Below are 20984 nucleotides of genomic sequence, written 5' to 3'. Positions count from 1 at the left end.
TTGAGGCTGCGGTTGCTTTCGAGGAGCTCACCTCTACTGAGGTCAACAAGGATGGCAAGGACACTCCGGATACCACTCCGGAGAAGCCGAACGACGTTGCTGAGCACAAGGACATCAACGACGAGAACCAGACTGTGACTTCCGAGGATTCTGAGAAGACTCCGAAGATCACCACTAACGCGGACTTCGAGAAGGGTTCCCACGCAGTTGTTGCTGGTGCCAAGATTGTTGACGAGGTTTCCTACGAGGGTCTGGTTCCGGGTAAGGAATACACCCTGAAGGCTGAGCTCATTAACAAGAAGGACGGCAAGTCTGTTCTGGGCAAGGGTGAAGCTACCTTCACCCCGAAGAAGTCCAAGGGCATGGAGCCTGTCACCATCACCGTTAACGATGATGTGAAGGAGCCTGTCCAGGCTGCGGTTGCCTTCGAGGAGCTCACCTCCACTGAGGTCAACGACAAGGGTGAGGACACCCCGGACGTAACTCCGGAGAAGCCGAACCACATTGCTGAGCACAAGGACATCAACGATGAGGATCAGACCGTAATCTCCCACGAGGTTCACGATCAGGACACCCCAGACGGTTCTTCGGATGGTTCCTCTAACGGTTCTTCCCATGGTTCCTCCAAGGGCAAGACTCCGTGGTGGCTCATCCTGATTCCGGGTATCGGCCTGGGCAAGATCATCAAGGATCACCACGACCACAATGACCACGGCAGCCACAACGGTGGCCACGGTGACAACACCGGTAACCACGATGGTGGCAACGGTAAGCACACCGACGGCCACAATGGCGGCAATGGTCACGAGGACAAGGGTCAGGATGTTCCTCAGGGCGGCAACTCTGACAATGGACACGGCCGTGGCGTCGAGGTCCAAGGTCAGGAACCTGAAGAGACTGGCAACGCACTGCCATCCAACGCCGAGCGCGTTGAGATTAAGTCCGTACCGTCCGGCGCAACCGAGCTTGAGCCGGGTATGCAGGATTACATCAAGTAGTCCATAAGCATCGGTGAGGCGGCCCGCGGGTCGCCCCACCGGGGTTGAGACTTAAACACCAAAAATCCCCTCCAGGGTGTGACTGCACACGCTGGAGGGGATTTGCATATAACCTGCACAAGGTAGACAAATCGAGGAAGTAGAGGAAGCTAGCTATGGGAAAGCACGCGCAACCACAGCAGCCAGAAGACAATGGAATGTCGCAGTATCCGGCGAGTGGGGAAGAAGGGGGCGTCGACAAGCGGGGCATGGGCCGTGGCAAGCTGATCGCTATTATCGCGGCCATCATTGCGGTGGCGTTGGTCTTGCTGCAGGTAGTGCTGTACCTGGCGCGCGATGATGAGGATGAGGCCGGCTCGGCGCCGGAGACGGTGGCCAGCGAGAGCGCACCGGAGGAATCCGGGCCGAAATCCGATGCCTTCGTGGATGATTCGGGCCAGCAGGAGCACGAGTATGAGGCCGCGCCTGGTGAGTTCAAGGGCTTTGAGGGCATGTCCGTGGGTATCGATGGCGAATATGCGGCCGTAGACCCCGTACAGGTCACGGACCAGGGCGTGCTGCTTCCGCCACACGACGTCACCCGCGTGGGCTGGTACTCCGCCTCCGCTGTGCCGGGTGAGCCGGGCAACGTGGGCTCGAGTGTGATTACCGGCCACATTAACTACCAGGGCCAGGGAACCGGTTATGCGGAGAAGTTCACCAAGCTGAAGAAGGACCAGGAATTTACCGTGGTCATCGACGGCCAGGAGCGCACCTTCCGCGTAACTGAGGCGCCGTACCGCCTGCCTAAGGGCTCCGGATTCCCGGACGTGGTTAATGATAAGGAAGGCGAGAACCGCCTGGTTCTCATTACCTGCGGCGGCCAGTTTGTTGGCGGCGCGCTGGGTTATGAGGACAACATCATTACCGTGGCGGAGCCGGTAGGCGAGCCAGAGCAGCCCGCCGAGCAGCCGGCAGGGGAGGCTCCGGCCGAAGCCCCAGCCGAGGCACCGGCTGAGGCACCTGCAGCCTAGGCTGAACCTTTTAAGGCGCCCTGTGGAATTGCCCACAGGGCGCCTTTGCTTATCCGGCTCACCTGGCATGTAGGTGGTGGGGTTGGGGCCTAAATATGAAATAATTTAGGGCAGTAAACGCCGCTGCCTGCGGCTTAGAAGGAGCATTTTCATGGATAATCCAGGCGAGATCGCCGGTCATATTGGCACGCCGCTGACCAGCAATGCCACCAAGGTATTGCTGCTGGGCTCGGGCGAGCTGGGCAAGCAGCTGGCCATGTCCTTCCAGAACCTGGGCTTGGAGGTCCACGCGGTGGACTCGTATGCGGGCGCGCCGGCGCACCAGGTGGCGCAGTTTAGCTACGTCGCCGATATTAAGGACACCGGGCGCATCCTGCAGCTGGCCCAAGAGATTCAGCCGCACTTTGTGGTTCCAGAGGTAGAAACCGTTGCGGTAGAAGCGCTGGAGGAGATGGAAGCGCATAGCGACGCCATCGTGGTCCCCTCCGCCCGCGCCTGCGCCATGACGCAGGACCGCCAGTGCGTGCGCGAGGTGGCGGAGAATATCGGGCTGCCGGTTTCCGCGTATCGCTTTGCTAGCTCCGTGGAGGAGCTCGAGGAAGCGGTGGGGGAGCTGGGCTTTCCGTGCATTATTAAGCCGGATGTGTCCACCTCCGGCAAGGGCCACATGATTGCTCGCGACGAGGAGGATGTGCGCACCGCATGGGAGACTGTGCGGCGCGTGTCCTCGGATTCGCAGCGCGTGGTGGCCGAGCGCTTCGTGGACTTTGACCTCGAGGTCACCCTGCTGGCTATCCGTTCCATCGATCCGGCGACGGGCAAGTTGGCCACGTGGTTTAGCGAGCTTATCGGTCACCGCCATGAGCGCGGCGACCTTGTGGAGGAGTGGCAGCCTACCGGCATGAGCGAAATCGCGCTGGAAAACGCACGCTCGGTGGCCGCGCGCATCTCTAATGAGTTGGGCGGGCGCGGCGTGTACTGCGTGGAGCTCTTCGTTTCGGGCGATGATGTGTACTTTTCCTCCGTGTCCCCGCGGCCCTCGGATACGGCGATGCTGACCTGCTATACCCAGCGTTTTTCCGCCTTTGACCTGCATGCGCGCGCGATTTTGGGCTACCCCATCGACGCCACCCTGGTCACCCCTGGCGCCAGCGTGGTCATCCACGCGGACGAGGAGTTAAATGAGGTGGCCTATACCGGCGTCGCCGCGGCCCTCAACTACGCCGAGACGGACGTGAAGCTCTTTGGCAAGCCCGGGGCCTACAAGGGCCGTCGCATGGGCTTGGTGTCTGCCACCGCGGAAAGCGCGGAGGAGGCGCGCGACCGCGCAGCACTAGCGGCGCACAAGATCGAGGTGACCTCCACGCCGGGCCTTTTGGCCCAGGGTGGTGCGCGCGGCATCGAGCCGGAGGCGGATAACGTTCCCGATATCGAGGTCGTGGAATACGAGGGCGGCGTGGAGCTCGACCCGAAGCTTGCCTCCGGCGTGGATGACGCCGACTAGGAAGCGGGGCGCAGCATCGGCTGGTGAGGGACTCCCTCGTCGTCGAATAGCTCGCCTACCGGAGTAAAGCCAAAGCCGGCGTAATAGTCCACGAGGCCGGCCTGCGCCTCCAGGTAGAGCGGCTGGCCTGGGTGCATGCGCTCGCCTAGGTCGACGGCCGCTTGGAAGAGTTCGCGGCCGAGGCCCGTGCCGCGCGCGGCGGGCGCGAGTGCGAAGCGGCCGATTTGGGCGCCGGCGGCGTCGGCAAGCGCGGCGTCAGTGGGCGCGGCCGGAAAGACGCGGGCCGTGCCAAGCAGCTCGTGGGTGTCTGCGTCCCAGGCCAGCAGGTGCACGGTCTGGGGATCGGCGTCGGTGGCGTCAATCTCGGCGTATGGGCAGCGCTGCTCGTGCACAAAGACGTCCACCCGCAGCTTGTAGAGCTGGTGGACGTCCAAGGCCGCCAGCTGCCCCAGGGGCGCGGCGGAAATGATATGCGGCACGGATTAGGCCTGCGGGCCGGCGTGCTTGACCATCTCGTCCCACTCGACGATCTTGATGCGCTCGCGGCCGTGCGGCTCGCCAGCGGCGCGCTCGGCGGCATCCAGGCGGTGCCAGCCCTCCCAGGTGGTCACGGCGATATCGCGGGAAGCCAGGAAGTCCAGGATATCCTGCGGATCGCGCTTGGTGGCCGGCTCTAAGTCGCCTGCCTTGTAATCGGCGATGAGCATGGTGGTGGTGTCCTTGGCATCGGACTTGGTATTGCCAATCAGGCCTACTGGGCCGCGCTTAATCCAGCCGGTGGTGTAGAGGCCAGGGAGCTTCTCGCCGTCGACATTGGCCAGCACGTGGCCGCCGTCGTTAGGCATGGTGGCCTGGGTCTCGTCGAAAGGTACGCCGTCGACGGACTGCGGGTGGTAGCCCACCGCGCGGTAGACGGCCTGCACCGGCCACTCGGTGAACTTGCCGGTACCGGTTACGGAGCCATCGCCATTGAGCTCGGTGCGCTCGGTCTTGATGGCGGTGACGTGGCCGTCCTCGCCCAATACCTCTACCGGGGACTCGAAGAAATGGATGTAGAGCTTGTGCGGGGCATCGCCCGGCTCGCGCATGGCGTAAGACTCGAGGGTCTGGCATACCAGGTCGGTGGACTTGGCGGTGCGGCGGGCCTCTTCGGAGGCGGCGTCATACTCGATGTCCTCGGGGTTGACGATGACCTCGATGGTCGGGGACTCGTCCAGCTCCTTGAGCTCCTTCGGCGTGTACTTAGCCTGCGCCGGGCCGCGGCGGCCGAAGACGTGGACCTCCTTGGCGCGGTTCTTCTTCAGCGCCTCATAAACGTTATCGGGGATCTCCGTCACGAGCAGCTCGTCCGCGGTCTTAGCCAGGATGCGGGAGACGTCGAGGGAGACATTGCCCACACCAACCACGGCGACGGACTCTGCGGAGAGATCCCAATCGCGTTCGAAGTTGGGGTTGCCGTCATAAAAGCCCACGAATTCGCCGGCGCCATGGTTGCCCTTGAGATCCTCGCCCGGGATGCCCATGCGCTTATCGGCGGTAGCGCCGGTGGCGAAGATAATGGCGTCATAATACTCGCGCATCTCCTCGACGGTGATGTCCTTGCCCACCTCGATATTGCCTAGGAAGCGGATCTCTTCCTTTTCCATAACGTTGTGCAGGGACTGCACGATGCCCTTAATACGCGGGTGATCCGGTGCCACGCCGTAGCGGATCAAACCGAACGGCGTCGGCATCTTTTCAAAAAGATCGATCTGCACATCGAGGTCGGATTTCACTAGAAGGTCAGAGGCGTAAATGCCTGCCGGGCCGGAGCCGACCACGGCGACGCGCACTGGGGTAGTCATGTGCTTAGGGAGTCCTTTCTTTCGTTGTGCTGCATATTCTACGCGGTCACTATGCGATAAAAACCACAGCGTTACTAACCCCAGTTTAGGGAGGTCACGATGGGGCATAGGAGGGGGTAAATCGCGTACAGTGGAATAGTCACCGCGTGTTAATAACTGTGATGGCTGACATGAAGTTATGACACGCGTTAATTGTGTTCAAGTGACCGTGACTGAAAGGTAAATTGCATGTCTGCATCCCATTCCGCAGTTATTAGCGCTATCGGCCGTGGCTTCGATGGCCTCGACGTGCCCGCCTTGGCTAAAGACCTAGGCGCGGAGCTCATCCGCCTCGAAGACTTCGATGCCACCGTCGCCGCCGTACTTGCTGAGGCTCCCGCCGCTGAGAACATCGTGGCGCAGGGCACCGGCGATATCGCCTTCGATGCTGAGGTAGCTGCCGCCCTTGGCCTGCCGCTGGCCATCATTTCCGGTGCCCCGCAGCGCACCGGCGAGCTTGCCCAGCACAATGCGGAATCCCTGGGGGCTACCGTCGCTGGCATCTTCACCGATCTGGAAGCGGTTCCGGGCGCACTTGCTGCGCTTGGCGACGTCTCCCCGGTCATGTCCGCAGACCTCTTCCAGAAGCAGCTCATTGACCAGGCCCGCGCCGCCGGTTCGCACATCGTTCTGCCAGAGGGTGACGATGACCGCATCCTCGAGGCCGCCCACGTGGTGCTGCGCGATAAGGTTGCCAAGCTGACCATCCTGGGCGACGAGGCTGATATCAAGGCCCGTGCCGAAGAGCTCAAGCTCGACCTGGCTGGTGCCGAGATCATCAACCACCTCGAGTCCCCGTTGGCAGAGGAATTCGCCGCCGACTTTGCCGAGCTGCGCAAGAAGAAGGGCGTCACCCTCGAGCAGGCTCGCGAGACGATGAAGGACATCTCCTACTTCGCCACCATGATGGTGCACAAGGGCTTGGCCGATGGCATGGTCTCCGGTGCTGCTCACACCACCGCCCACACCATCAAGCCTTCCTTTCAGATCATTAAGACCAAGCCGAACGCTTCCGTGGTCTCCTCCATCTTCCTGATGGTCATGCGTGGCCGCCTGTGGGCCTTCGGTGACTGCGCCGTCAACCCGAACCCTACTGCCGAGCAGCTGGGCGAGATCGCCATCGTTTCCGCACAGACCGCCTCCCAGTTCGGCATCGACCCACGCGTGGCCATGCTGTCCTACTCCTCCGGCACTTCCGGTTCCGGACCGGACGTTGACCGTGCAGTGGCCGCCGTCGAAGCCGCCAAGAAGCTGGATTCTTCCGTCAAGGTGGATGGTCCGCTGCAGTTCGACGCCGCCTGCGACCCAGGCGTTGCGGCTAAGAAGATGCCGAATTCTGACGTTGCCGGTCAGGCCAACGTCTTCGTCTTCCCGGACTTGGAGGCCGGCAATATCGGCTACAAGACGGCACAGCGCACCGGCGGCGCGCTCGCCGTGGGCCCGATCCTGCAGGGCCTGAACAAGCCGGTAAACGATCTGTCGCGTGGCGCGACCGTTCCGGACATCATCAACACCGTTGCAATCACCGCTATTCAGGCTGGAGAGAAATAAATGTCATACGTTCTGGTCCTTAACTCAGGTTCTTCCTCCGTTAAATTCCAGCTGGTCGATCCCGAATCCAGCGCCACGGATACCCCGCTGGTTTCTGGTCTGGTCGAGCAGGTTGGCGAGCCCCTCGGCGCCGTCACCGTCAAGACCGGTGGTGAGAAATACAAGGAAGAGCTGGAAATCCCTACTCACTCCTTCGGCCTTGAGCGCGCTTTTGCCATCATGAGCGAGCACAACGTTGGCCCAACCGACGTGGATGTTATCGCCGTTGGTCACCGTGTTGTTCACGGCGGCCGCCTCTTCTCCGAGCCACAGCTCATCGTGGACCAGATTGAGTCCATGATTGAAGACCTCATCCCGCTGGCTCCGCTGCACAACCCGGCCAACCTGGACGGCATCCGCGTGGCCCGCAAGATGCTGCCGGATATTCCGCACGTTGCCGTCTTCGATACCGCGTTCTTTAACACCCTGCCGCCGGCAGCTGCGCTTTATGCCATCAACAATGAGGTGGCATCCAAGTACGATATCCGTCGCTACGGCTTCCACGGCACCTCTCACGAGTTCGTCTCCCAGCAGGTGCCGGCTCTCTTGGGCCGCGACCCGATGCACACCCACCAGATCACTCTTCACCTGGGCAACGGTGCGTCCGCTGCAGCCATCCGCAATGGCCGCGCCATCGATACCTCGATGGGCCTGACCCCGTTGGCCGGTCTGGCTATGGGTACCCGTTCCGGTGATATTGACCCGGGCATCATCTTCCACCTCGTTCGCCAGGCGGGCATGAGCGTGGATGAGATTGATAACCTGCTCAACAAGCAGTCCGGTGTCAAGGGCATCTCTGGCGTTAACGACTTCCGTACGCTGCGCGAGCGCATCGACAACGAGGACCAAGACGCTTGGCTGGCTTATAACATCTACATCCACCAGCTGCGCCGCTTCATCGGTTCCTACATGATTGCCCTGGGCCGCGTGGACGCCATCACCTTCACCGCCGGTGTGGGCGAGAACGATACCGAGGTTCGTCAGGACTCCCTGTACAACCTGGATATGTACGGCATCCACTTTGATAAGGAGCGCAACCTGGTCCGTTCCGACCAGCCGCGCATGATCTCCACCGAGGATTCCCCGGTTAAGGTCTTTGTCGTTCCGACCAACGAGGAGCTGGCTATCGCTCAGAAGTCCGCCGAAATCGCCGCAATGGCGCGTGAGGCTGGCCTCTACAAGTAAGGACTCTTATGTCCAGTTAGAAGCTGGAATGTGAACGAGAGGCGTGCGGTCCGCAAAGGGCCGCGCGCCTCTTTTTTATCTCTGAACCTAGTACAGCAAGCGTTTCGTTTATTTTGTTTATTCTGTAGGGTGGGGGTATGAAGGACTTACAAAATGGCGGGACAACTCGGGGTACCAGCCCAGCGGAAGAGGCTTTATTAAGGCTCAATTCTGTGTTGGAGGCAGAAGATTCACCGGCACCAGTGGATATATTCGTGCAAGGAACCGAGCAAATAATCGCAATTCCACGAGAGATCGCCGAAACCCTGCAGAAAGTTCTCGCCATCGAAGCGGCAGGGAAATCGGTCCGCGTAGTGCCCGAGGAATCCGAATTCACCACGCAACAGGCAGCAGACTTTCTCAATGTTTCGCGGCCACACGTTGTAAAGCTTATTGATGAAGGGAGCCTTCCCGGCTACAAAGTTGGGTCCCATCGCCGCGTGAGTCTTGCGGATCTGCAGAAATACAAGAATGAAAGAGATGCCAGTCAGCGCCGTGCCGTAGCTGAATTGACAGCCTTATCGGAGGACCTGGAGCTTTATTAGTGGGGCGGTTGACGGTTGTTTATGACGCCAATGTGCTCTACCCGAGCATGCTCCGTGATGTCTTGATAAGGGTGGCTGGTAGCGGTGTATTCCGTGCCCGATGGACGGAGAGAATCCTAGATGAAGTCTTCTTTAACCTGCAGCGCAATCGCCCTGATTTAAACCCTAAAAAGTTATGCCGCACCCGTAGATTGATGTGTTTGGCGGTCGAGGACTGTCTTGTGACTGGATACGAGGAATTAATCGATGATCTATGGCTACCAGATCCGGACGATAGGCATGTCCTAGCGGCAGCAATTAGTTGTGGTGCTCAAAGTATCATTACTGAAAATGTAAAAGACTTTCCTTGTTCCATTCTTGATGGTTTTGGCATTAGGCGGCAGAGCGCCGATGAGTTTTTGTGCGAGTTGATCGCTTCTTCGCCCGCGATTGTGCAGCATTCGATTGAGGACGCGGCTGCCGCTTTTCAAAAGCCACCGCGAAGTGTGGACGAGGTCCTAACGGCATTAGCGTTATCGGGAACACCGAGGGCAGTTGAAATGCTTCGTTCTTAAATTTTCAAACGTGTCGTCTGATTTATGCAGCGCAGGATGGCCTAGAAGATGCGCCGCTTGTGGGGCGGCTGTACGAGCCTGTGTAGCGATTAGAAGGTAGTGACGGGGCGGACCTGGTTGGCTAGGTCAACGAGTGCGTAGCGGTGGCGGCTAAACGGTGCTTGGCGCGCGAGGGCGCGGAGTGTTTCGGAGAGACCGGTGCGCAGGCCACGCTGGGTAAAGGCGTATTCAAAGAGGTCGTTGGGGGAGGCGGCGCGCGAGAGATCGGCATTGCGCAGGAAATTCAGGCCGGCGGAGATGACGGCGATCTTGATCTGGAGGAAGCGCGGCTCGTTGGTGGGGACCTCTTCGAGGCGTCGGGCAGCGCGGCGAATGCGGGATTCGGAGAGGTCGTGGACGATGAGCTGGAGGATCGTCGTCAAGCGGGCCATGCGATAGTGGCGCGAGGCATTGGGGACCTTGTCGAGGACCACAACGGCTACCTCCACCTGGCCCTCGGAGCGCAGCTGGCGGGCGAGGCCAAAGGAAGAGGAGACGGTGGTGGGGTTGGTGGACCACACAATGCCGTAAAGGCGCATGGAGTTAAAGCGCAGCGCGGCCGGATCCTGGGTGACGTGGTTCCAGATTTCCGGCTGGCCCTCAAAGGCGGAGTTGGGGAGATCAGCCAGCGTGGAATGCATATTGGAGCAGGCGCGGGCCACGGTGGGGTCAATGAGCGCGGTATCGCTATAGTCCAGCTGCTGCAGGATGAGCTCGTTGATGGCGGCGATGGCGAGCTTGGGGGCCGCCTCGCCCGGCAGAAGATCGAGGACGGTGGAGAAGTACTTCTGGGCGTCGCGGTAGTCGTCGTGAAGCAGTTCGGTAATGCCGGCGTACCACTGGAAACGCCAGTCGCGGCCGAGGCGGTCCTCGATGGAGCTAAGCCACTGGCGGGCTTGGCCGGTATAGCCTAGGTCGATCATGGAGCGCACCACGCCCAGCGGGATTTCAGCCGAGTGCTCGTACTCGGGGGTCTGCATGGCCTGGCGGAGGGTCTCCAGGGCCTCCTGAGGCTCCGCATAGGAAGCGCCCTGCAGCAGGCCAGCGCCCACGTCATCGCGGTCCAACAGCGGGGTAGGCAGGGCGGAGACGACCTCGGGGGCGGTGATTTGGACGGTGCGATCGATGCCGTCGATAAGCTGATCCGTGCGGAAGACTAGGTGCTTGGTGCCAAAGGTGGTACGTTGCGGCGAGAACAGCGAGTGCTGGGAGGGGTATTGCAGGCCGTCGCGGATGGCAATGACCTCGCGCAGCACTCCGTAGAGCTGGGTGCGCAGCTCCTTGATGGAGGTAAAGCGGCGCTCCGGATCCGGGTCGGTGGCGCGCTGCAATAGGCGGTAGAGCGACAGGAAGCGGCGCAGCTCCGGCTCCTCGGTCGGGGTGGGGATGCCGGGCAGGTAGACGCCGTCCTCGGTGGGCAGCTTGAGGCAGAGCGAAGCCAGGGTGCGGCCGATGGTGTAGATATCGCTGGCGATGGAAGGACCCTCGGTGGCTACTTCCGGGGCCTGGTAGCCCTTGGTGCCGTAGATATAGCCAAACGCGCCAATGCCGGAGACCGCGCCCAGGTCAATGAGCTTGACCTGGTCCTCGGTGACGATGATGTTATCCGGCTTTAAGTCGTTATAGACCACCCCGCGCGAATGCAGGTACTCCAGGGCCGGCAGGATTTCTAGGATATAGGCGATGGCGATATCAACCGGCAGGAGCTTATCCGGCTGCTTTTTGCGCCTGCTTCTTAGCGACGGCCCGCCGACGTACTCCATGACAATAAAGCCGCCGGGCACCCGGGCGTCATCGATGAAGTTGAAAATCTTGACGATGCCAGGGTGGGTAATATCGGCGAGGAATTCACGTTCTGCCACCGCGGCGGCGGTTTCATCGGCCGATTTTTGGGCCTGCATACCTTTGAGGACCACCACTCTTCCGGAGACAAAGTGGTCATTGGCCAGGTAAATCCAGCCCATGCCGCCGTGGGCGATAACGCCCAAGATTTCGTACTGTCCGGCCACCATGTCACCGGGCTGTAGCTGTGGGGGCGGAATCTTCTTGCCGGAGGATTCCTCGGTGGGGTCAATGAGCGCATCGGTGGGCTCGGCCGGGGTGATAAAGGGCAGGCGCACCATGCCATCGGCCACGCGGCGCTCGGCGCGGTGGGTACCGCGGCGCTCACGGAAGGTATCCAGCGCGCGCCGGCGCGAGCGCTGCGAGGAGTCCTCCTGGGCCTTTTGGGCGCGCTGTTGTTCGCGCTGGGCGCGGATATTGTCTAGGTCTGCTAACAGGGTGGAAATGTGGTCTGGGTCGATGGAACCATCGCCGTCTTCGTCTTCGTCCGCGAAGGGATCGAAGGCAACCGCGGAGGTGCCGGCGTCATCGCCGGGCTCATCCTCATCGGCGAAGGGATCGAAGGCCACGGCCGCAGTGCCCTCCTCGTCTTCGTCTGCAAAGGGGGCGAAAGCAACGGCGGCGGTGGCGGGGCCGTCATCCAAGGGGGCATCGTCCAGCGCATCCGGCTCCTGCGCGGAGTTGGCGGCGTTGGTGGGCTGGCGGAAGGCGCGCTGGGTATCGAGGTTTTCGGGCTCGATGTACTCGAGCTCGTCGTCGCTGAAGTTTGGGTTATGGCTCATGGCTTAGCGTCCTCCTCGATGTACTTGCCAGCCGGCAGGGTGGGCTCTTCCAGGTAGGCGCCGAGCCACTCCTCAAAAATGGAAGACCAAGTGCCGTCGCGGCGGATGCGTTCGAGCGTGGAATTTACTTGGCGCAGCAGCGGGCGGGTGTCATGATGCTTGCTGGGGCGGCGCACGGCCACGCCGTAGTTCTCGGTCTCTAGCGGCTCGCCCACGATGGAGGTATAGGAGTCTTGGGCAGCCATGCCGGAGAGCAGGGCATCATCGACGACGATGCCATCGGCCTGGTTGAGTTGTAGGGCCATCAGGCAATCGCCCCAGGAACGGGTAACCAAGATATCGGACTTGGGGGCGTGCTCGCGGATAGTTTCCAGCGCGGTAGACGCGGCCACACCGCATAGGGTCTTACCGGCGGCGTCCTTCACGGACTTCATGCCGGAATTGGTGAGCACCAGCATGCGGGTTTGGGTGCTCATATAGGGAATGGAAAAGGCCACGTCGCGCTCGCGTTCCGGGCTAATGGTCATGGTGCGCACAATCATGTCCACCGCGCCGGTATTGAGAGTATCGACGCGGTCGGAGGATTCCACGAAGCGGAAGTCCACCTTATTGGGATCGCCAAAGATATCGCGGGCAATCTCGCGGGCGATATCCACCTCGAAGCCGCGCACGTCGCCGGAGGCGGCATCGCGGTAGCTCATCAAGTTATTGGAACGGTCGACGCCCACGATGAGACGGCCGCGCTTGACGATGTCCGGCACCCGCTCCTTCGCCTTCTTATCATCCGGGCGGTAGCTGCCCTTGATTTCCTCATCAGAGGCGCGCTGCGCGGCGGTGGAGCCGGCCTTTTCAACCTTCGCCCCTTCCGGCAGCGGCGGGCCCGGTTTTGAATCGAGGGCGTGCTCGGCGGGCGCCTCCAGCGGCGGGGTGGAGCGAACATCGCAGGAGGCGAGCGGCAGCGCGGCGCAGGCGCAGGCAAGCGTGGCGAGGGTAAGGCGTGTGCGGCGCATTAGAGGTACTCCTGCAGTCGGGGACGGATGCCCAGCCACACGGCAATAATGGCGCATAAGGTCAGCAGGAACACGGCCGAGGACACCGCAGTCATGGCGGTCAGTCCGCGCTCCAAGTAGCTGCGCATGGCGATGCGCGCCTGGCCAATGAGATCCGAGAGCTCCGCGTCGAGCTCATCATAAGAACGCGCCGCGGTCATCTCTCCGTTCTTGGGCTCGGTCGCCGTGGCCTGGTAGATGGCCTCGTCATAGTCGCCGTCTTTGAGCGCACCCATGAGCTTGTCGTGGGTACCGCGCCACTGCTCGGCGGCCGCCCGGGCGCTGTGGATGAGTTCTGGGTCGGTGACCTCCACGTCCTCATCATTGAGCGCTTCTTCATAATCCTCGAGGGCCCCTTCGATGGAGTTGATGGAGCTGGAAAAGCGCACCATCGAATCCTCCTCGGAGGAGCGCAGCACCAGTGCCAGGGTCTCAGAGGTGCGCGCCTGCTGCGCCTCAATCCGCGAGGCCGTGAGCGAATCCCACGGGCGGGAGGCCGTCTCAAAGCCCTGGTGGCCGGTGGACCAGGTGGCGAGGTTGGATAGCGCTACCCAGGAGATAGCCAAGAAAAGCAGCACGCTGGCCGTTAAGAAGCCGCGGTTAAAACGCCGGCGGGTCTGGCGCCACAGCCACCATTGGGCCACGGCGAGGAAGAAGAGCGCCGCCAAGAGGCCGGAGAGCGGCACCCACTGCGGCGAGGTGAGCTCTTGCTGCTGCTGGTTCACCTTGGCGGTGGTCAGCTGAAACAGCTCGGAGGCAGCCGGCAGGATACGCTCGCGCATGAGCGCCGAGGCATTGGACATATAGGAATTGGCCACCGCATTGCCCGCCCGGTGATTGGCGCGGGCCTTTTCCACCATTGCGGTATAGACGGGCAACTCGCGTTGGATAAAGGTCACCAGCTCGCGCACCCGACCATCCTCTTTGGTGGTGCCCAGCACGGATTCGGTGGCTGCCACCGAAGCGGCATCAATGGCTTCGTTATAGCTATCGCGGTTTTGCTCTGATTCCACACCGGCCTGCACGAAGCCGGTGGTTGCCACGGTATCGGCTACCGAAAGCGAACTATAAAGGTGGTGCGCCGCATTCGACATCGGCTCGGTGGTGCTTAGCAGCTCGTCCAAATCGGAATGGCGGGCGGCGGAAGATTGGGACATCGATAAGCCGGCAGCGCCTAGGGCTACGGTGAGAATGAGCGTGACCGTAAAAAGCTTGCCTGGGGTAGTGGAGGCGAAGTAGTAAAAGCGGCGCAGCAGGCGCGCCGGGCCCGCGAACCATTCCATGGCGCGGCTACTGAGCCCGCTGAAGGCCGGGCCGGTGGGCGCGGTAACCTCATCGAGCCAGTGATCGCTCGGGTGAGCGTGCTCGTCGTGCACGCTTTCTGCCCGGACTGCCTGCTCGGTCATTCACTTAGAATAGCGCCCGCAGTGTGCTGGGCGCCACCATATACCCGCGTGTGTGGCTAGGATAGGCAGCATGCATAACCCTCACAGTGGAGACGGCTGGGCGGCAGGCCCCGGCGGCATTCGCGTCTGGGGAAAATTTGGTGCCGCCGGCCTGTTCCTCGTTGCCGGGCGCAAGGTGCTCCTCCAGCACCGCGCCGCGTGGACCAATCACGGCGATACCTGGGGGATTCCGGGTGGCGCCCGCGATTTTGCGGAGACGCCTACCCAGGCCGCGCTGCGTGAAACCCATGAAGAATGCGCGATTGCGCCCCAAGATGTGGAGGTGCTCGATGCGCGAGTAACGGCCGGGCCCTATCCCGCGGCGGGGGATCTGCCGGGGGAGTGGACCTATACCACCGTCCTAGCACGCACGCGCACTGGCGCACCGCTTCCTACTACCGCTAATGAAGAGTCCTATGAGCTGCGCTGGGTGCCTTTTGAGGAGGTAGAAAGTCTCCCCCTTCTGGCCGCCTTCCGCCACGCCTTTCCCGCCCTGCGGGAGAGCGTGGAGGCATTGAACAGGTAAAGTTGCCGGATTTATGGCACGCTAGTGCCATGATCGAAGTAGAAGGACTGACTAAACAATATAAGTCTGTCCGCGCCGTTGATGATCTCACCTTTCAGGTAAAACCCGGCATGGTCACCGGGTTCCTGGGTCCCAATGGCGCGGGCAAATCCACCACCATGCGCATGATCCTGGGCTTGGACACGCCGACGGCCGGCAGGACGCGCATCAACGGCAAGCACTACCACGAGCTGAGGGAGCCCCTGCGTGAGGTAGGCGCCTTGCTCGATGCCAAAGCGGTGCACCGCAACCGCAGCGCCGCCAACCACCTGAAATGGATTGCGCAGTCCAACGGCATTTCTACTTCCCGCGTTGATGAGGTCTTGGGGCTGGTAGGGCTTTCCGACGTCGCCGGTAAGAAGGTCGGCGGCTTCTCCCTCGGCATGGGCCAGCGCCTGGGCCTCGCCGGTGCGCTGCTCGGTGACCCGGGCATCCTCATCCTCGACGAGCCGGTCAATGGTCTCGATCCGGAGGGCATCCGCTGGGTCCGCCAGCTCGTGCGTGCCCTAGCCGATGAAGGCCGCACCATTTTGATCTCCTCCCACCTGCTCTCGGAGATGTCCCAGACCGCCGATCACCTCGTGGTCATTGGTAAGGGCCGCTTGGTGGCGGACCAGCCCACCTATGACTTTGTGAAGGACCACTCGCAGTCCTCCGTGCTGGTGCGCTCCGACCATCTCGATGCCTTTAGCTCCGCGCTGCGTGCCGAGGGCATCGCCTTTACCGAGTCCACCGACGAGGAAGGCCGCCCCCGCCTGGTGATTTCCAACCAGACCACCGATTTTGTGGGCCAGCTGGCTTACTCCACCGGGGTGCCGCTTAATGAGCTCAGCCTCAAGCGCGCCTCCTTGGAGGATGCCTTCATGGAGCTTACTGGCGACGCCGTCCAGTACCACGGCTCCACCGGCGCCCCCAACCCGGGCATCGCTGGCACCGCTGGCGCCGCCACTCCGTTCGCTCGACCCACCCAGCAGGAGGTTTAATTCGCCATGCTGAATACCTTGAAGTCCGAATGGACCAAGCTGCACACCACCCGCTCCTTCTGGTGGACCACCTTCATATTCCTCTTCTTTGTGTGGGGCTGGGCTATCTTGAATGCTCGCCTTACCCAACCGGCAGAAACCCCCGAGGATGCAGCGTTGGGCATGGATGTTATCACCCCGGATGGCGCGGTGTCTGTTCTTTTCGGCCTCGGCCTGCCCGTGCTCATGATCCAAGCCATCATGATCGTGACCACCGAGTACCGCTACGGCACGCAGACCATCACGTTTATGGCTACCCCGCGCCGCTGGTCGGTGGCCTTGGTCAAGCTGCTCATGTACGCGGTTATCGCGGCCGCGCTGACCTTCATCGCCGTGGCGGGCGCCTACCTGCTTACCGAGCTTTTTGCCCACGATGAGGTAGCCGCGCAATTCCACCCTTGGGACGATGAGATGGGACAAAAGCAGCTGTGGAAGTACCCCCTAGCCGCCGCGCTCCTTGTCCTCTTCGCACAAGGCCTAGGCCTGCTGCTGCGTTCGACGGCTGGTGCTGTGGCTATCGGCCTCATCCTCTTCCTCGGCGTGGATAATCTTGTGGCCAGCATCCCCAAGGTTGGTAGCAAGCTGGTTAACTTCATGCCGTTCAAGTCTTTCCAGTCTTGGCTTTGGGAGATAGATCCGGTGGATGCTCCGTGGAAGGAATCCTGGGGATACTGCCTGGTATTTATTGCCTGGGCCGTTATCCTGTGGGTCCTCGGTGTCATCTTGCTGCAAAAGCGCGACGCTTAAGCATCTCACCGCTTAAGCTCTTTACCGCCCCGGCTGGCAGTTCATTCGCTGCCTGCCGGGGCGGTTACTTGTCTCCACAACGGCTTTCTTTTGAGGCTGGTGGCTAAGCCTAGAAGTTCGTCTGGGTTATCTGCGGGACGCTGTCAAGAAAGTGCCCTCTGTGCTGCGAGCACGAGGCGCACGAGGCGGGCGAGCGTGGCGGCGTCTAGCGCGTACTCGTAGTCTCCACCGCCCCCGTGGGCTTTGATAAACAGCGCGCAGGTGCGTGTCCTGGGCTTCATGAACAATGTCAGTCATTCCAACCCTTCTTATTCAATCCACCTTTGATTTGGCCCTTTGAGGCTTTCCGAGGCCCACCACGCAAGCAATAAGGTAGAAATCTGGAAGAAAATAATCCATCCAGTCGCTGCCCCTTGGAGGCTCGAAACGATTCCGGAAACGGTTAGGCCTAGTAGACATACGCCCGTTATAACGCCCCCAGCTGGGCTCATCGTCGTAGCCAAGAAAAAATAACAAACCCCACTAGCGCTATTAGGAGACAAAGCCATATAACCCATTCCTTTGAAGTGTCCCAGGTTTTGTTCCGTCTGAGTAGATGGGAAAATCTGGAATATGCCAAGAAAATTTGACCAGGATGCGAAGGACCGTGTGGTCCGTCTTGTAGAGGACCGTATCTTGGCGGAAAATATGTCGATGCAAGCCGCGTGCCAGGCAGTAGCTCCAAAGTTGGGGGTTTCATGGCACACGGCTCGTCAGTGGACCCAGCAGGCCCGTCGTGCGGGAAGCATCCCAGAACCTGTGCCTGAAGACTTGGCCGCGGAAAACGCGAGGCTACGCCGTGAAAATCAAGATCTACGCGACACCAATGAGCTACTGAAGGCTGCCTCGGCTTTTTCGCGTCGGAACTCGACTCAAAACGTCGGAAATGATCCGGTTCATCGATGAGTATTGGGATCGTTTCTCCATCGAGTTCATTTGCGAGACGTTAAACACCCACCGTGTTGGCGGTTTCATCACGTCCCGTGGATACCGCCAATCAAAAGCCCGTGGTATGAGTGCCCGCAGTCTTCGTGACGCTGCTCTAGTCGGGCACATCGCCGAGGTCCATGAAGAAAATTTTGGCGTCTACGGCATCCGTAAGATGTGGCATACTCTGCGCCGTGAAGGAATCGACATTGGCCGTGAGCAGACCGCACGCCTGATGCGTCTTGCTGGAGTCAGAGGCAAAGGTAAAGGTAAGTCTCCTATTACTACCCGCAAGCCGAAGGGACCAGATCTGCGTCCTGATTTAGTTAATCGCAAGTTCAACGCCCCGGCACCGGCCCGATTGTGGGTGGCCGATATTACTTATGTGCGCACTAGAAAAGGATTCGTGTACACCGCTTTTGTTACCGACGTGTTCTCCCGAAGGATCGTCGGGTGGGCACTATCTGATTCAATGCGTACCGAGGCGCTGCCGCTGCAGGCGCTTAATCAGGCGATTGTCAGCGCGAAGGAAACAACGGGGCTGATTCATCATTCAGATCATGGCTCACAGTACGTCAGCATTGTCTACAACGAACGGCTGGCTGAGTATGGAATTGCTGCCTCTACCGGGGCAGTAGGAGATTCCTATGACAATGCTTTGGCCGAAAACGTCAACGGTTCCTACAAAAATGAGCTGATTCATCGGCGGTCGTGGGACAGCGTGGTTGACGTGGAGATCGCGACGTTTGAATGGGTTAATTGGTGGAACGAGGTACGGCTTCACCAAAGTCTCGGCTATCGCACGCCAGCTGAGGTTGAGTCAGAGTTTTGGGAAACCAACCCGGCCCAAGAAATAATGGAAATCAAGGCAAATGCCTAGGAACAAAACCCGGGACACTTCAATCCACCAGACCTGCTCTCAGAGGGCTGATCCCGTGTCGACCTTCCATGATGCTGCCCCTGCCTGCGTTATCACTGATCTGACGATGCCCGCATTCCGGCGAGATTGTCTTGTGAAAACCGATGCTTAAGAAGGGGTGGCTGCGTCGATTCCTGCAGGGGCATCTTACATTGCTGCGTTCAATGCTCTCATCGCAATCGGCTCGATTTCCGGGTCTGGCCAGGGGCTCACCACCGAGATAAACGCCCCTTGGCGGTTTTCTCGGTCCAGCACCATATGCGCGCCGAAGCCTGAGGCGTAACCGTTATGCCACACCAGATGCCGATCACGCTCGTCTTCAACAAACCATCCTGCCGCGATAGATTCAGTGTCATCGGTGAAGCGAACACGGAATGCATCAGAGTAAGGATCCTCATTGGAGAGAAGGGCTGACAAGATCGTGGCAAAGTCCCGGGCACTTCCCCGGATCGCTCCAGCAGGTCCGTAGCCTTGTCCAGTCCAAGGCCGCTGTTCGGTGCCCCACACTGTAAAAGCTTTAACGTCATACGGAAGGTTACGCTGTCCCGGTTGCTGAGCTCGTAGGCGTGGACATCCCAGCGGTATCGCCAGCCTGTTGCGCACAAGGTTGAAATAGTCTGTGCCGTTGGCGGCTGCCAAAGCATGCCCTAACGCCGAGGCTGCGAGGTTGGAATAGCTGAAACGGCCAGGATTACTAACACGCGATTTTCGAAGCTGATTTATCAATGCCTCGACGCTCTCCGGTTGCGGGTCACCACCTATCAGTACAGCGACTAAAGCCCTGGCTGCTGCACGAGTTGCCCCACCTGTGGCCGGCAGACCCGAGGTATGAGTCAGACAGGACTCCAAAGTTGCTTCACCGGCGGCTGTTCCTGCCAGTGGGAGGTAGTCAGCAAGCCGGTTATGCGGTGATATGAGCCCGGCATGGACCATCTCGGTGTAAATCAGGCCGTTGAGAGCTTTGCTGATTGAACCTATGTGGAACGTATCGTTCAGATCACATCCAATGGTAGCGATGCGAGCACCTTGCGGACCGACTGCCGCGAGACAAGCTGCATACACGGGGCGGTTTAGCGGCAAGGCTTCCAACAATAAAGCGGCGAGAGAAGTGTCACCATTTGACGCTGACACGTTTGTAAGACGGGCAGGCCTCTTCATACCTGGTCAGCATACCAGCGCCGAATCTCGCAACCGCCCACTCTCGTATGAGGGTAGAAATGCAAAGAAAAGCCCCCGGCTACAACCAGGAGCTTTCAAGTAACGTTTACATTCTTACCACTAGAATGGGGCAGCTCTTTTCTCGTTGAACCGATCAAGCAGGTAGTGGCACCAAAGAAGTGCAGACGATAGTGCTAAATTAGCCTGACTGTCGCTGGCAGCACGCAGCCCGGCCATGCCGTGTCCTTCATCTGTGTCCTCTCGTCGCATTTCTGAAGTGCCCTCAACGATTTTGTTCATGGCTTTGCGGATTCCTGTGAGTCCTTGGGAAATTTTTCCCGCACCGTTGTCAACAACGATTCCTACCTCGGACATTGCATTACTGCATCGTTCGGCAGCTTGCATCTTCCGCACTAATTCTTCCGGGTGTCCTAGTTCCTGCAGCACGGCATCGGCAGTTGCCTCCATCAAGTCTTTAGAGAATCCGATTACCTCGAGGTTATCTCTGTCCCGGACCAGCGCCCTGTTGAGTTGCTTTATCTTACGATAGATTCCTTCCGTTGTTGATAGCCCATCAAGCTTCAGCTCATCCAGAGGAATGGCATCGCCGTGGGTTATTGTGTATGGGTTTTCTTTGAATTCAAACCCGTCTTCTTGGCAGGCAGTGCGAATATCAGAAATTTTCAGATTGAATTCATACTCATCGGAAAATTCATTAGTGCTAGCCATTCGAATTATCTGAGATAGGGAGCGCAGCCCCCTAGACGCTTGTTCCTGATCGCTCCAGTCAACCCGCTGAGACAGGCTAGAGAATATGCCCATTGAATCGTAAAGTCCTGGATTGCTTTTAATATCAGATGGATTCCTGTACTCAGGGTGAAAGAATCCATGACGGGCCCAGCTCATATACATATCGACTGGGGACACATACGGCGAGAGACTCAGAACAGCGCCTCGAATATTTGGGTTTACTAGATCCACTTTCCCTCTGACATCATTTTCCTCGATGCTTTGCTTCCTAGTAAGAGTTTATCTGGTTGCATTTTACAAACATTAATCTTGGATACATTCGACATTATTTTCTTGACCACTAGCCTTGCGATGGCTTATTCCGATGGGACAAACAGAAGGGCAAACCA

Annotated in this window: 18 protein-coding genes; 11 read left to right on the top strand and 7 right to left on the bottom strand. The window is 59.8% G+C overall.

Annotation, left to right across the window (positions count from 1 at the left end):
* The 3 genes from MHY08_RS07250 to purT all read left to right on the top strand — a co-directional run.
* A partial coding sequence (locus MHY08_RS07250; protein WP_239236104.1) for a VaFE repeat-containing surface-anchored protein occupies nucleotides 1-998 on the top strand: 998 nt, incomplete at its 5' end.
* Nucleotides 999-1153: 155 nt separating this feature from the next.
* Nucleotides 1154-2011: a class F sortase gene (locus MHY08_RS07245; RefSeq protein ID WP_239236103.1), complete on the top strand. Its 858-nt coding sequence runs from the start codon at nucleotides 1154-1156 to the stop codon at nucleotides 2009-2011.
* Between the two features lie 151 nt (nucleotides 2012-2162).
* Nucleotides 2163-3515 (top strand): formate-dependent phosphoribosylglycinamide formyltransferase, encoded by a 1353-nt coding sequence (gene purT, locus MHY08_RS07240; protein ID WP_239236102.1) that lies wholly within the window; start codon nucleotides 2163-2165, stop codon nucleotides 3513-3515.
* Here purT and MHY08_RS07235 read toward each other — a convergent pair.
* Complete coding sequence (locus tag MHY08_RS07235; protein WP_239236101.1) at nucleotides 3512-3994, bottom strand: GNAT family N-acetyltransferase; 483 nt, start codon at nucleotides 3992-3994, stop codon at nucleotides 3512-3514. The two genes, purT and MHY08_RS07235, sit on opposite strands and share 4 nt — an antisense overlap.
* A gap of 3 nt (nucleotides 3995-3997) precedes the next feature.
* Nucleotides 3998-5359: an FAD-dependent oxidoreductase gene (locus tag MHY08_RS07230; RefSeq protein WP_204610892.1), complete on the bottom strand. Its 1362-nt coding sequence runs from the start codon at nucleotides 5357-5359 to the stop codon at nucleotides 3998-4000.
* Between the two features lie 228 nt (nucleotides 5360-5587).
* Between MHY08_RS07230 and pta the strand changes: the two genes are divergently transcribed.
* The 4 genes from pta (at nucleotide 5588) to MHY08_RS07210 (ending at nucleotide 9311) form a co-directional block, all read left to right on the top strand.
* Entirely contained in the window at nucleotides 5588-6949 is a 1362-nt protein-coding gene (gene pta / locus MHY08_RS07225) for a phosphate acetyltransferase (RefSeq protein WP_204610894.1), read from the top strand.
* Nucleotides 6950-8173 (top strand): acetate kinase, encoded by a 1224-nt coding sequence (locus MHY08_RS07220; protein ID WP_005329836.1) that lies wholly within the window; start codon nucleotides 6950-6952, stop codon nucleotides 8171-8173.
* A gap of 137 nt (nucleotides 8174-8310) precedes the next feature.
* The gene (locus tag MHY08_RS07215) at nucleotides 8311-8757 is read left to right on the top strand and encodes a helix-turn-helix domain-containing protein (RefSeq protein WP_239236099.1); all 447 of its coding nucleotides are present in this window, start codon (nucleotides 8311-8313) and stop codon (nucleotides 8755-8757) included.
* Nucleotides 8757-9311, top strand: coding sequence for a PIN domain-containing protein (locus MHY08_RS07210; RefSeq protein ID WP_301438109.1), 555 nt, complete (start codon nucleotides 8757-8759; stop codon nucleotides 9309-9311). The genes MHY08_RS07215 and MHY08_RS07210 overlap by 1 nt, the downstream gene beginning before the upstream one ends.
* An 89-nt stretch (nucleotides 9312-9400) precedes the next feature.
* Here the strand turns inward: MHY08_RS07210 and MHY08_RS07205 are convergent, their stop codons facing one another.
* From MHY08_RS07205 to MHY08_RS07195, 3 genes are read right to left on the bottom strand one after another with little or no spacing between them, the layout of a single operon-like run.
* Nucleotides 9401-11974, bottom strand: coding sequence for a serine/threonine protein kinase (locus MHY08_RS07205; RefSeq protein WP_239236095.1), 2574 nt, complete (start codon nucleotides 11972-11974; stop codon nucleotides 9401-9403).
* On the bottom strand, nucleotides 11971-12984 hold the full coding sequence (locus tag MHY08_RS07200) for a glutamate ABC transporter substrate-binding protein (protein WP_239236093.1): 1014 nt from the start codon (nucleotides 12982-12984) through the stop codon (nucleotides 11971-11973). The genes MHY08_RS07205 and MHY08_RS07200 overlap by 4 nt, the downstream gene beginning before the upstream one ends.
* The gene (locus MHY08_RS07195) at nucleotides 12984-14429 is read right to left on the bottom strand and encodes a hypothetical protein (RefSeq protein ID WP_239230729.1); all 1446 of its coding nucleotides are present in this window, start codon (nucleotides 14427-14429) and stop codon (nucleotides 12984-12986) included. The genes MHY08_RS07200 and MHY08_RS07195 overlap by 1 nt, the downstream gene beginning before the upstream one ends.
* Before the next feature lie 70 nt (nucleotides 14430-14499).
* On the opposite strand from MHY08_RS07195, the gene MHY08_RS07190 reads away from it, so the two are divergent.
* The 4 genes from MHY08_RS07190 (at nucleotide 14500) to MHY08_RS07175 (ending at nucleotide 18648) form a co-directional block, all read left to right on the top strand.
* Complete coding sequence (locus MHY08_RS07190) at nucleotides 14500-14994, top strand: NUDIX domain-containing protein (protein ID WP_204610904.1); 495 nt, start codon at nucleotides 14500-14502, stop codon at nucleotides 14992-14994.
* A 29-nt stretch (nucleotides 14995-15023) separates the two neighbouring features.
* Nucleotides 15024-16016 carry an ABC transporter ATP-binding protein gene (locus MHY08_RS07185; protein ID WP_239230725.1) on the top strand — a complete coding sequence of 331 codons (993 nt, stop codon included), beginning with the start codon at nucleotides 15024-15026 and terminating at the stop codon, nucleotides 16014-16016.
* Nucleotides 16017-16022: 6 nt separating this feature from the next.
* Nucleotides 16023-16802 carry an ABC transporter permease subunit gene (locus MHY08_RS07180; RefSeq protein ID WP_239230723.1) on the top strand — a complete coding sequence of 260 codons (780 nt, stop codon included), beginning with the start codon at nucleotides 16023-16025 and terminating at the stop codon, nucleotides 16800-16802.
* 612 nt (nucleotides 16803-17414) lie between these two features.
* Nucleotides 17415-18648, top strand: a protein-coding gene (locus MHY08_RS07175) for an IS3 family transposase (protein WP_239230719.1) whose coding sequence is annotated in 2 segments (ribosomal slippage) — nucleotides 17415-17704 and nucleotides 17703-18648 — 1236 coding nt in all. Because the reading frame shifts where the segments join, the coding sequence is not laid out codon by codon here.
* Nucleotides 18649-18834: 186 nt separating this feature from the next.
* Here the strand turns inward: MHY08_RS07175 and MHY08_RS07170 are convergent.
* Nucleotides 18835-19845: a serine hydrolase gene (locus tag MHY08_RS07170; RefSeq protein ID WP_239230716.1), complete on the bottom strand. Its 1011-nt coding sequence runs from the start codon at nucleotides 19843-19845 to the stop codon at nucleotides 18835-18837.
* Nucleotides 19846-19965: 120 nt separating this feature from the next.
* Nucleotides 19966-20574: an abortive infection family protein gene (locus tag MHY08_RS07165; RefSeq protein ID WP_239230714.1), complete on the bottom strand. Its 609-nt coding sequence runs from the start codon at nucleotides 20572-20574 to the stop codon at nucleotides 19966-19968.
* Between the last annotated feature and the right edge of the window lie 410 nt (nucleotides 20575-20984).

It is taken from the genome of Corynebacterium sp. ACRPJ (assembly GCF_022347345.1).
Lineage (GTDB): Bacteria > Actinomycetota > Actinomycetes > Mycobacteriales > Mycobacteriaceae > Corynebacterium > Corynebacterium tuberculostearicum_D.
Note: the sequence above shows the minus strand (reverse complement) of the source record. Positions and strands in the feature narration are given on the sequence as shown.